Annotated in this window: 13 protein-coding genes and 2 pseudogenes; 5 read left to right on the top strand and 10 right to left on the bottom strand. The window is 63.6% G+C overall.

Going from position 1 to position 11,017, the window contains the following annotated elements:
- Positions 1-202: 202 nt before the first annotated feature.
- The 3 genes from ACTIEZ_RS15305 to ACTIEZ_RS15295 are packed head-to-tail and all read right to left on the bottom strand — an operon-like array spanning position 203 to position 2,757.
- Positions 203-850, bottom strand: coding sequence for an ABC transporter ATP-binding protein (locus ACTIEZ_RS15305; protein WP_439547552.1), 648 nt, complete (start codon positions 848-850; stop codon positions 203-205).
- Positions 847-1,629 carry an ABC transporter permease gene (locus tag ACTIEZ_RS15300; RefSeq protein ID WP_439547551.1) on the bottom strand — a complete coding sequence of 261 codons (783 nt, stop codon included), beginning with the start codon at positions 1,627-1,629 and terminating at the stop codon, positions 847-849. The genes ACTIEZ_RS15305 and ACTIEZ_RS15300 overlap by 4 nt, the downstream gene beginning before the upstream one ends.
- Before the next feature lie 3 nt (positions 1,630-1,632).
- Entirely contained in the window at positions 1,633-2,757 is a 1,125-nt protein-coding gene (locus ACTIEZ_RS15295) for a capsule biosynthesis protein (RefSeq protein WP_439547550.1), read from the bottom strand.
- A 278-nt stretch (positions 2,758-3,035) separates the two neighbouring features.
- On the opposite strand from ACTIEZ_RS15295, the gene ACTIEZ_RS15290 reads away from it, so the two are divergent.
- Positions 3,036-4,205 (top strand): glycosyltransferase family 4 protein, encoded by a 1,170-nt coding sequence (locus ACTIEZ_RS15290; protein ID WP_439547549.1) that lies wholly within the window; start codon positions 3,036-3,038, stop codon positions 4,203-4,205.
- Here the strand turns inward: ACTIEZ_RS15290 and ACTIEZ_RS15285 are convergent.
- Positions 4,196-5,107, bottom strand: coding sequence for a branched-chain amino acid aminotransferase (locus ACTIEZ_RS15285; RefSeq protein WP_439547548.1), 912 nt, complete (start codon positions 5,105-5,107; stop codon positions 4,196-4,198). The genes ACTIEZ_RS15290 and ACTIEZ_RS15285 overlap by 10 nt on opposite strands.
- Before the next feature lie 143 nt (positions 5,108-5,250).
- Here ACTIEZ_RS15285 and ACTIEZ_RS15280 point away from each other — a divergent pair, with 143 nt between their 5' ends.
- Entirely contained in the window at positions 5,251-5,784 is a 534-nt protein-coding gene (locus ACTIEZ_RS15280; RefSeq protein ID WP_439547547.1) for a MarR family winged helix-turn-helix transcriptional regulator, read from the top strand.
- Positions 5,785-5,786: 2 nt separating this feature from the next.
- Here ACTIEZ_RS15280 and proC read toward each other — a convergent pair whose 3' ends face one another.
- The 4 genes from proC to ACTIEZ_RS15260 form a co-directional block, all read right to left on the bottom strand.
- Positions 5,787-6,581, bottom strand: coding sequence for a pyrroline-5-carboxylate reductase (gene proC, locus ACTIEZ_RS15275; RefSeq protein WP_439547546.1), 795 nt, complete (start codon positions 6,579-6,581; stop codon positions 5,787-5,789).
- Between the two features lie 30 nt (positions 6,582-6,611).
- Positions 6,612-7,130 carry a YbjN domain-containing protein gene (locus ACTIEZ_RS15270; protein ID WP_439547545.1) on the bottom strand — a complete coding sequence of 173 codons (519 nt, stop codon included), beginning with the start codon at positions 7,128-7,130 and terminating at the stop codon, positions 6,612-6,614.
- A gap of 85 nt (positions 7,131-7,215) precedes the next feature.
- On the bottom strand, positions 7,216-7,506 hold the full coding sequence (locus ACTIEZ_RS15265) for an accessory factor UbiK family protein (RefSeq protein WP_439547544.1): 291 nt from the start codon (positions 7,504-7,506) through the stop codon (positions 7,216-7,218).
- A gap of 3 nt (positions 7,507-7,509) precedes the next feature.
- Complete coding sequence (locus tag ACTIEZ_RS15260; RefSeq protein WP_439547543.1) at positions 7,510-8,070, bottom strand: TspO/MBR family protein; 561 nt, start codon at positions 8,068-8,070, stop codon at positions 7,510-7,512.
- A 45-nt stretch (positions 8,071-8,115) separates the two neighbouring features.
- Between ACTIEZ_RS15260 and ACTIEZ_RS15255 the strand changes: the two genes are divergently transcribed.
- On the top strand, positions 8,116-8,406 hold the full coding sequence (locus tag ACTIEZ_RS15255) for an HNH endonuclease (RefSeq protein WP_439547542.1): 291 nt from the start codon (positions 8,116-8,118) through the stop codon (positions 8,404-8,406).
- Here the strand turns inward: ACTIEZ_RS15255 and ACTIEZ_RS15250 are convergent.
- Together ACTIEZ_RS15250 and ACTIEZ_RS15245 are read right to left on the bottom strand one after the other, a co-directional pair.
- Positions 8,403-9,143 (bottom strand): TlyA family RNA methyltransferase, encoded by a 741-nt coding sequence (locus ACTIEZ_RS15250; RefSeq protein WP_439547553.1) that lies wholly within the window; start codon positions 9,141-9,143, stop codon positions 8,403-8,405. The two genes, ACTIEZ_RS15255 and ACTIEZ_RS15250, sit on opposite strands and share 4 nt — an antisense overlap.
- Entirely contained in the window at positions 9,140-9,460 is a 321-nt protein-coding gene (locus tag ACTIEZ_RS15245) for a hypothetical protein (RefSeq protein ID WP_439547541.1), read from the bottom strand. Before ACTIEZ_RS15245 ends, ACTIEZ_RS15250 begins: the two co-directional genes overlap by 4 nt.
- A 368-nt stretch (positions 9,461-9,828) precedes the next feature.
- On the opposite strand from ACTIEZ_RS15245, the pseudogene ACTIEZ_RS15240 reads away from it, so the two are divergent.
- A pseudogene (locus ACTIEZ_RS15240) lies at positions 9,829-9,999 on the top strand (transposase); the annotation flags it as partial.
- Positions 10,000-10,063: 64 nt separating this feature from the next.
- Positions 10,064-10,941 (top strand): annotated as a pseudogene (locus ACTIEZ_RS15235) (IS3 family transposase); the annotation flags it as partial.
- Between the last annotated feature and the right edge of the window lie 76 nt (positions 10,942-11,017).

Raw genomic sequence — 11,017 nt, 5'->3', positions numbered from 1 at the left:
CACTCCAGCCAGGAGCTCGCTCAACTCATGCCGTGGAACTTCAAGCCCTGAAGGGCCCCGGCACACCGCTTACGAAGGACATTGCCAAGGCTGCACATTAATCCTGGCGTTCTTGCATCGCCAGCGATTGCACCAGGTCAGTTCACCCAGCAACCACGGCGCGACGCGCCGATAACCGCTTGCGCGCCAACTCTCCCCCGGCTTACAGGTTTTCGTATGCCCGCACCGCCTCTTCCATGTCGTCGAAACAAGTTACCTCCCCGCCGTGCAGAATGACAGCGCGGGAACTATATTGCCGGATGGTGTCCATGCTGTGGCTGGCAATGACCATGGCGCGGTCGGCCCGCTTTTCGAACAGTTCGTGATGGCATTTGCGCTGGAAATCCTTGTCACCAACCAGGATCACCTCGTCGATCAGATAGCAATCGAATTCAATGGCCAGCGACAAGGCAAAGGCCAATCGCGCGCGCATGCCCGATGAGTAGGTTTTCACCGGCATCTTCAGCGAACTGCCCAGCTCGGTAAAATCCTCGACGAAATCACGCATCTCGCCATAGGAACTGCCATAGATGCGGGCAATGAAGCGAGCGTTGTCGTAACCGGTGAGGCTGCCCTGGAAACCGCCACCAAAACCGAGCGGCCAGCTGTTGGTCATCTGGCGGATGATGCGACCGCTGTCAGGAAGTTCCACGCCGCCGATCTGCTTGATCAGCGTGGTCTTGCCAGCGCCGTTGCGGCCGAGCAGGCCCACGCGCTCCCCCCTGTTAATGGTGAGATTGATGCCCTTCAATATCTCGCGCCGACCGTGCCCGGCGGGATAGCTTTTGCGGACATTCTCGCAGGCGATCATTCCACCACCAACCGCTTGCGGATCACACGGCACAGCAGCAGGCCCAGCACCATGCAGGGTAGGGAGAACTGCAGGGGATAGATGAAGTCGTACTGAGGGTCGACCGACGGGCCGAACAAGCCGTAGCGCATCATCTCCATGCCGTGCACCGGCGGCGAATAGAGCACGATCTGGGCAGCTTCCTTGGACAGGGCGCTGACAATGAAGAAGGCACCGGAAAATGGCACCATCAGATAAGCCGTGACGGGAATGAACTTTTCCAGGATTTCGTTGGTCTCGCTCAGGGGCGCAACGACCAGGCAGATGGCAAAGGTGAAAAGGGCATAATATCCCCATCCCAGCAGCAGGAACCCGATGTCGTAAGGCACCGGGAACATGCCGAAGGCGCCGAGCACCAGTGCGACGAAGAGATAAGCCATCATGTGCCCGATCAATTCGATGAAGAAGCGCACCAGGATAAGATCGAGAATCTTGATCTGACGGTGATACATGAGGCTGCCGTTGGCGGTGAAACTGTTGACCGATCGGGACAGCGAACTGCGAAAGAAGACCAGCGGGATATACCCGCTGACCACAAACACCACGATATCGACGCCGTACTCGATCGGCCCCTTCATGACCCGCCAGAGCAGGCCGACGAGAAGTGCGAACAGCAAGGGCTCGACGATGATCCACAGAAAGCCGATATTCTCCCGGCCATAGCGCGTGGTCAGCTCGCGCAGCATCAGGGCGCCGATGACGCGGGTCTGGATGTTCCAACCCTTGCGCAGCGAAGGCATCCTTCAATCCTCCGGCGCGTGTTCAAGAATGCCGACCACGAACATCCAGATGATGAAATAAAGGCACAATGCAAAGCCGAGGATAGTCAGCACGTTGCGAAAGGCGTGCGGATACTCGGGCAGGTCGGGCTCGTTGGGATTGACCACGCGCTCCAGGTAGAATTGTTGTTTCACCGCATCGGTGCGCGCCTGTTCCAGCGAACTGCGGGTGAGCGTCAACATCTGGGAAGCAAATTCCTGTTCTAGCGCCAGCGCTTCGAAGCCGGGCAGCTTGCCGCTGATCGAGCTGGTCCCGCCGACAATGCGGGCGGTTTGGAGGTTGATTTCCTGATCGAGCGAGGCGATCCGCTGGCGCAATGCGGGTATGGACGGATTGTCGGGCGTCAGCCGACGCAGCGTGTCGAGCTGGGCCTCCAGAACCGCGCGTTCGGTGATCAGGCGATCGGCAATCGCCACCACACCGGTCGCCTGCTTCAGCGGATCGACCAGCTGCGACTGGTTACGATAGCCGGCCAGCTTGCGGCGAGCGGCCGTCACGCGCTCCTCTGCCTCGACCACCCGGCTTTCAGCCTCGGTAATCTGGCGGCGGCGCGCCCGCTCGTTCAACTCATTGACCAGCGCCTCGCTCTGACTGAGCAGCTGTTCATTGATATCGCGCGCATCCTTTGCGGTGAAGGCAAGGGTGCGCAGGACAATGAGCCCGGTTTCATTGTCGCGGGAAATCTGGGCCTTGGCTTTGTAATAATCATACAGGTCTTCGAAGGCGTCCTCGTCCCACGGCGCCGGAAACCTGGACAGGAAATCGACACCGGGGCGGGCGTATACCGCCTTTACCGGGATCTTGCTGTTCAAGGTTTGTAACGCGGAACGCGATCGTACGTAATCGATAACCTGTTCGGCCTGTTCCTGCCCACCGGACAAGCCGGTGGTTTGAATAAGATTCGCAAAGGTGGAAACTTGGCCGCCGCGCTGGTTCGGCGACTTGATGACAAACCGCGACTCCGACACATATTGATCGGCGGCAATCAAGAAGAAGTATAGCGCGCTTACCAGCACAGGCAGCACAACGCCGGCCAGAAACCATGGGTTGCGTTTGGCCTTGGTAGTCCATTTTTGGATGGGGGTCATAGCGCCCCTATGCCCGGCGATTGTCAGCGACGCCAGTAGGAATCGGCAGTCCAGCGGCAAGCTGTTGCGCCTGCCAGCCGCACTCATCTTTGCCACAGCGGCGCGTGCAAACAGACGCCCCGCCGGTCGTGTCGGCCGACAGGGAACGGCTGAATTCATCGTCCCAGGTTCGGTGGGCAGCGACATCCCGACGCGTGGCCCGCTTGCCATGGGGTTGCTTCGATCGCAGCAATCGGCGACGGCAGCGATATGAATGCAAGCGATGGCACACGCTTTTGATGCGCGGTGATGATGCTCCCTATCTGCTGGATGTTTCCCGCATGGTCTGGCGGCGCTGGGCGGGCGTGCGGCCCACCGGCATCGATCGAATTTGCCTCGCCTGGCACGATCATTATGGCCCGGGTTCGCAAGCGGTGCTGCTCCACAAGCGGGGTTGGCACATCCTGCCGATGGCGGCATCGCAATCGCTGTTCGATCTGCTGTCCGCCGATGGTGACCGGGCCGGCTTTCGCCGCGGATTCGTTCGCTGGGCTGGGCGCAATCTGGGCCAAATGCTGCGCCCACAGCCGGGCCGCGGGCGGTTGTGGCTGAACGTCGGCCACACAGGCCTCAACCTGCCGGGTCTGGCGAACTGGGTGCGTAAAGCCGATATCCAGCCAATCCTGATGCTGCACGACATCATTCCGATTACCCATCCCGAACATTGCCGTGAAGGCGAAAAGGCGCGGCATGAGGTGCGGGTGAAAACGCTGCTGCGCATCGCGCGCGCCGTGATCGGCAACAGCCAGGACACGCTGGACAGGCTGCAGGCCTATGCCGCCAGCATTGGCAGCCCGGTGCCGCCGTCGGTGCCGGTGTGGCCGGGCACGCCGCATCTATCGATGCCGGGGCAGCGCCCGCCGCCCAGTGACGAATTCATCATCCTGGGCACCATAGAGGGCCGCAAGAACCACCTGCTGCTGCTGGCGGTGTGGGAACGGCTGGTGCAGGTGCACGGCAAGGCGGCGCCCAAATTGGTGATCATCGGCCGGCGGGGGTGGGCCTGCGATGATGTGCTGGCGCGCCTGGCCGCCGTGGATTATCTCGGCCGGGCCGAGGAGACGGGCGCTCTTGATGATGCCGATATCGCCCGCCGCCTGGCCAGCGCCCGGGCGCTGTTGTTCCCCAGCTTTGCCGAAGGCTATGGGCTGCCGCTGGTGGAGGCGCTGGATGCCAGGGTGCCAGTGATCGCCAGCGATCTGGCGGTGTTCCGCGAGATCGGCCAGGGTGTGCCCGATCTGTTGCCGCCCGACGATGTGGATGGCTGGCACGCGGCGATCATGGCCTATGCCGCGCCGGACAGTCCGGCGCGGGCGGCGCAGATGGCCCGGCTGAAGACATTCCGCGCGCCCGATTGGCCGGAGCATTTCGCCAAGGTGGATGCGTTTCTGGCGACGCTTCAGGCTTGAGTGGACGGCACTGGCGCAACACCCGTGATGCGGCCGTGCACCAGATCGGAATAATCCTGCGCCAGTTGCAGGGTCGCATCGCCGACCTGGAAGCTATAGGGCCCGATTTCGGCGAGCGGCGTCACTTCGGCGGCGGAGCCGGTGAGGAACGCCTCCTGGAAGCTGGCGAGTTCTTCGGGCCAGATGGCGCGTTCGATCACCTTGATCCCGCGGCGCTGGGCCAGGGCGATCAGGCTGCGGCGGGTGATGCCATCCAGGAAACAATCGGGCGTCGGCGTGTGCAGCGCGCCGTCCTTGAAGAAGAAGATGTTGGCGCCGGTGGCTTCGGCAACCTGGCCGCGCCAATCCAGCATCAACGCGTCATTATAGCCGGCGTCTTCGGCGGCGTGCTTGGACAGGGTGCAGATCATGTACAGGCCGGCAGCCTTGGCGCGCACCGGGGCCGTGTAGGGCGCCGGCCGCCGCCAGGGCGCGATGTTGAGGCGCAGGCCCTTCTTCAGCGCTTCGGGCCCGAAATAGGCGCCCCATTCCCAGCAGGCCACGGCCAGGTGCGGCTTGGTTTTCTGCGCGGACACGCCCATCTGCTCGCTGCCGCGCCAGGCCACCGGGCGCACATAGCCATCGGTGAGATTGTTGGCCGCCAGCGCCTGCCGGCAGGCTTCGTCAATTTCTTCAACGGTGTAGGGCAGTGCAAAGCCCATGATGCGCGCCGAATCGATCAGCCGCTGCGAATGGGCCGACAGCGCATAGATATGGCCGCCATAGGCGCGAGCACCTTCGAAGACCGAGCTGGCATAGTGCAGGCCGTGGGTAAGGATGTGCACATTGGCCTCGCGCCAGGGCTTCAGGGCGCCATCGAACCAGATGAAGCCGTCGCGGTCGTCGAAAGTGGCGTCGATCATGGGGCACCCTTTGCGAAAGTTGGTAACAATCTGCGGCGAAATTACCTGAATCGTGCAACAAACAAACGGCTGAGCGCCCGAATGCGGCATGTTCTTGCGTTGATCGCTTGTCTTGGCATAGCCATTGTGCCAGATATGTCAACATGACTGTCCCAAATCGCGTGCCCCATATTGCCGGCGCTGCTGCGCCGCCGCTGAAGGTGACGCCCGCCTCGCCGCTGTACCTGCGCGAGGATGAGATCAGGCGCGGCATCGAGCTGCTGTATTTCGGGTACAGCGCGATGATCCGCGGCGCCGATGCGATCCTGGAGGCGCAGGGGTTGGGCCGTGCGCACCACCGCGCGCTCTATTTCATCGCGCGGCGGCCCGGCCTGTCGGTCGGCGAATTGCTGGGCCTGCTGGGCATTACCAAGCAGTCGCTTGGCCGGGTGCTGACCGATCTGAACGGCCGTGAACTGGTCGAACAACGCATCGGCAGCAATGATCGGCGCCAGCGGCTGCTGCTGCTGACGTCGGCCGGCGCGGCACTGGAGGCACGGCTGTTCACCGAGCTGGAGCGCAGCATGGCGCGCGCCTATGGCGAGGCCGGGCAGCAGGCGGTGACGGGGTTCTGGGCGGTGCTGATGGGGCTGGTCCCGCCGATCGACCGTCCGCAAGTCGAGGCGTTGCAGGGCTAGGCTCAACCCAGTTCGCGTGACCGTGCAGCCGCGGCGGCCACGACTTGCTCCAACAACGGCGCCAGGCCGGGGATCAGCACCCCCAGACCAGCTGCGGTCGTGCCGCCGGGTGACGTCACCCGTTCGCGCAAAGTCGCCGCCGGCGTGGCGCCATCGTGCACCGCCAGCGCCGCCGCACCGATCACCGTCTGCCGGGCCAATGCGGATGCCATGCCAGGTTCCAACCCCGCCGCGACACCGGCCGCTGCCAGCGCTTCCATGAAATGAAAGACATAGGCCGGGCCGGAGCCAGACAGGGCGGTCACTGTATCGAATTGTGCTTCATCGCTCAGCCACACTGTCGGGCCGACCGGGCGGAACAGGGCTTCGGCGGCGCCCTGCACGATATCACCATCGCGGGTGAACAGCGCGGTCACCCCCTGCCCGACCGCAGCCGGCGTATTGGGCATGGCGCGCACGATGCCGGCGCCGGGAAACAGCCGCGCCAGATCGGCGGTCGACACGCCGGCCATCACCGAAATCACCAGAGTGAGCGGCCCCAGCCGCCCGGCCAACGGCAGCACCGCCGATTGCCAGGCCTGCGGCTTGACCGCGAGCACGACGATATCGGGTTTGCCCGTCGCGGGCGGGCGCGGTGAGGCGGTGACGCCATCGGGCAGGCTGCGCGCGGCAGGATCGATGACCGCCACCGGGCCCAGGCCCTCATCGAGCCAGCGCCGCAGCAGCGCACCGCCCATGTTGCCGCAACCGATCAACCAGATCGGCCACCCGATCTGGGAATCACTATCGCCGTCCATGGTGCAGCCCCCAGCAGTGCGGTCAGGCGATCAAGCCTCGCCGGCGGTTTCGATCAATGCGGCCGCAAGCGCCTCGGCCGGGGTCTTGCCGGCCAGCAAAACCAGCTGAAACACCGGATAGTAACGTTCATATTCCTCGACCGCCGCTTCGGTGAGGATTTCGGCCTGCGCCGCCGACAGATCGCCACCGTCGGCGGCATCATCGTCGGCCAGCAAGGTGGCGTGACGGAACAATATGCTGCCATCGGCCGACCAGAGCTCGAAATGGCCCATCCACAATTGCTCGTTGATCAGGCCGAGCATCTCATAGGCGGCCGCACGCTGTTCGGGACCGGCAAGCAGATCGGACTGGGCAATGATCTGCAGCACACGGTCTTCACCGCGCCACAGCGCGCGCAGCTGATAATTGGTCCAGCCACCCTTGATGCTGGTGACGATTTCCTCGTCAGCCACACGTTCGGAGGCCCAGCCGTTGGCGTCGAACAATTGTTCGAGCAGATCGATCGGAGCCGAATCAACGGCGACAAATTCAACTTCGGAAAAGCTCATCTCGCCCCTCCCCTACAGCATTGCGGGCAGGCTGGGCAAGGCCAGCCGATTCGGCAAGGGGCAAGGCCCCAATCTCTTGTGGATATCAGGCGGCGGGGCCACCAGATGTGCCGGCGGCGGGCGTTTCCGGCGTTTTGGCCAGTTCGGCCTTCAGCGACGCCACCTCGGCCTGCAACTGCACCACGGCTTCACGCGCGGCGACGGCCATCGCCTTCACCGCATCGAATTCGTCACGGCTGATCTCGCCAGCACCAACGAACTCCTTCATGCGTTCGCGGGCGACATCCGAAAATTCGCGGCTGGCCCCGGCCAGTGTGCCCATCGCGGCGGTGGCGACCTTGGACAGGTCTTCAAAGATCTTGTTGTCGTTCTGCATATTTCAAATCCCCATCTGCATGGCATCGGCCATGGGATTGAGCATCAGGATCCGGGTGTTGAGCACACCGGCAAAGCATAGCCATGCCACATAAGGCAGCATCAGCCAGGCCGCCAGCCGATTGACGCGATAAAAGGCCCAGGTGGTGAGCAGCGCCACCACCAGCATTGCCACCAGCACCGCCAACGCCGCCGAGATCATGTGAAAGCGGAAGAACAATGGCGACCAGGTGAGATTGATCGCGAAGCCCAGCACGAACAGGCCCAGCGCCAGCCGCTTGCCCGGCGCATCGCGGGTGCCCCACACCAGCGCGAAGGCAAAGCCGATCAGCGTGTAGAGAATGGCCCAGGCGATACCGAACAATGGCCCAGGCGGCTGAAACACCGGCAGGATCAGTGATTGATACCAGGGGTTGGTTTCCGTCGATCCCGACACCCGCGCCGCGATGCCGCCAGCGAACAGGATGGCCGGCACCACCACCAGCGCCGCCCGCGCGAAGCTGCCGGTGGCGAACCAGCGTTGTTCCAGGGACTCTGGCGGCGGGGCAAGGGACTCGGTACTCATCACCGTTGGTGTAGCCGCTTGGTCGCAGGTGCGCTATCCCGTGTCATGGCCGATGATGACGCAGTGATTGCCCGGTGCTGGTTGTGTGACCGGCCGCTGGGCGCGAAGGTGGAGCTGCACCACCCGGTGCCGCGGGTGCGGGGTGGACGCGCCACGGTGCCGCTGCACCCGATTTGCCACCAGGCTATCCACAGCCGCTTTGCCAACGGGCAGTTGGCGCGCATCGGGGCCGACAAGGCGGCACTGCTGGCCGATGAGGGGCTGGCGCAGTTCGTGGCGTGGGTGGCCGGCAAGCCGCCAGATTTCCATGCGCCGACGAAGGGCAAAGGGCGCTAACCCCCTCCCCCCCGCTGTGCTGCGATCAGGAATTCGACATTGCCTTCCGGCCCGGTGATCGGGCTGCGGGTGATACCCTGCACCGTCCAGCCCGCACCGGTCAGCCATGCCGACACTTCGGCACACACGCGATCATGCACCGCCGGGTCGCGCACGACGCCGCCCTTGCCGACATCCTCGCGCCCGGCCTCGAACTGTGGCTTGATCAGCGCCAGCAGGCGAGCGGTGGGCGCGGCAAAGCCCATGGGCACGGGCATCACCTTCATCAGGCTGATGAAGCTGGCGTCACAGACGATCACATCGACCGGCTCCGGGATATGGTCGGCCGTCAGCAGCCGGGCAGACAATTGTTCCAGCACCACCACCCGCGCATCCTGGCGCAGCTTCCACGCCAGCTGGTTGGTGCCCGAATCGACGGCATAAACCCTGGTGGCGCCGCGCGTCAGCAACACATCGGTGAAGCCGCCGGTGGAACTGCCGACATCGATGGCGACCGCGCCGGCGACATCCCAGCCGAAGTGCGTCAGGCCATGATCGAGCTTGATACCGCCGCGTGACACCCAGGGATGATCCCGGCCGCGCACCTCCAATGGCGCATTCTCCGCCAGTGTGTCGCCGGATTTCGCGATCTTGCGGGTGTCCGAAAACACCAGCCCGGCCATCACCAGCGCCTGGGCGCGGGCGCGCGATTCCGCCAGCCCGCGCGCAACCAGCAATTGATCAACGCGAATCTTCAGGGCCTTGTGCCTTTGGGGAGCGCCTCGAACCGGCCAAAGCGGCACAGGCTGAACACTTCGGGCGTGAAATTGTCCCGCACTTCAAACAGATCATTGGCGCACAGCCGCGGGCTTGCCTCACGGCGCACCAGACTGCGGTTCGGCACCAGGCCGGGGCAGCCATCCGGCAGCACGGCGCGATGCCAGCGCCCACCGGCGCGGACCAGGATCGTCTGTTCGTCTACAATCTTGTGATCCAGTTGCCGGCCGACAATCAGGCAGGTCGAACTGGGTTCAGCAGCGAGTGCCGCAGCGGCGAAGGCAATCAACAGAAACATCGGTATAAACGTGCCACTTATCGCAGCAGCCGCCAATCACCGATGTTGCAATGGCACGGCCTCAGGCCGCGACCACCTTGCCCCGCCGCATGGCCACCCCAATGGCGCGGAAGCCCAGCAGCATCAATGCCCAACTAGCGAGGTCAGGGATCGTGCCTGATACAGGCGTATCGGCAAATACCTTGAGTTCGTTGAGCCCATAGGCCTAGCTGCTCTTAAGCGTATGTGCTGTTGCGGCAAACGCATTTGACTATAGAAGACGCCGGTGACCCAGTCCCGCAAAATTTGACCCTGTCCCGCAAGCTGTATCCGGTTTGAATGAGAGGAATCTGGCAAGATCGAAGCTGATTGAGCGGAAGGTTTTGCCAATGAAGAAGTCGAAGTTCACGGGCGAGCAGATCGCATTTGCCCTTCGCCAGGCGGAGGTGGGCACGCCGGTCGCCGAGGTTTGCCGGAAGATGGGGATATCTGAGGCCACCTATTACCGCTGGAAGCAGCTGTATGGCGGCCTTGGGCCGTCCGAGCTGCGCAAGATGCGCCTGACGTGACCCCCTGATTTTCCTCCACGATGGATTAGAGTCCGGCCCTTGGAGAGGACGGACGATGAAGCGAACGAGGTTTACTGAAGAGCAGATCATCGGGATTTTGAAGGAGGCCGGGGCTGGCGCGAAGACGGCCGAACTTGCCCGTCGGCACGGTGTTTCGGAAGCGACGATCTACAACTGGAAAGCCAAGTATGGTGGTCTGGAGGTCTCCGAGGCGAAGCGGTTGCGGGCGCTGGAGGAGGAGAACACCAAGCTCAAGCGGTTGCTGGCGGACACGATGCTCGACAACGCAGCTCTGAAGGATCTTCTGTCAAAAAAATGGTGACGCCTGCCGCGATGCGGGAAGCTGTTGCCCATCTTCAGGCCGGCCTGGGGATGAGCGAGCGGCGGGCGTGCCAGGTTGTTGGGGCTGATCGCAAGAGCGTGCGTTATCGCTCGAAGCGGCCCGATTATGCCGATCTGCGGGAACGGCTGCGCGCATTGGCGGCCGAGCGCCGCCGGTTCGGCTATCGCCGGCTGCATATCCTGCTGCGCCGGGACGGTGTGCTGGTGAACCGCAAGAAGACCCAGCGCCTCTACACCGAGGAAGGGCTGACGGTGCGCAAGCGCCGGGCACGCCGGCGCGCCGTGGGTGCCAGGGCGGCGCCACCGGTGCGGGCGCTTCCCAACCAGCGCTGGAGCCTGGACTTCGTCCACGACCAGATGGCATCCGGGCGCCGGTTCCGCGTGCTGAACATTGTCGACGACGTAACGCGGGAGTGCCTGGCCGGGGTGCCCGACACCTCGATCTCCGGTCGCCGGGTGGTTCGGGAACTGACAGAGCTGATCAGGCATCGCGGCAAGCCGGGCATGATCGTCAGCGACAATGGCACCGAGCTGACCTGCAACGCGGTGCTGGCTTGGTGCAGCGAGGCCGCGATCAACTGGCATTACATGGGACTGTCAGGATTTTCGTGTGCGGGCGGGCGGTTGAACATTACGCCGCCATGGCCCTGATGAACCGCTCGCCGAA

Source organism: Sandarakinorhabdus sp., from assembly GCF_051860625.1.
Classification (GTDB): domain Bacteria; phylum Pseudomonadota; class Alphaproteobacteria; order Sphingomonadales; family Sphingomonadaceae; genus Sandarakinorhabdus.
This window is presented reverse-complemented; position numbering and strand designations above follow the sequence as displayed.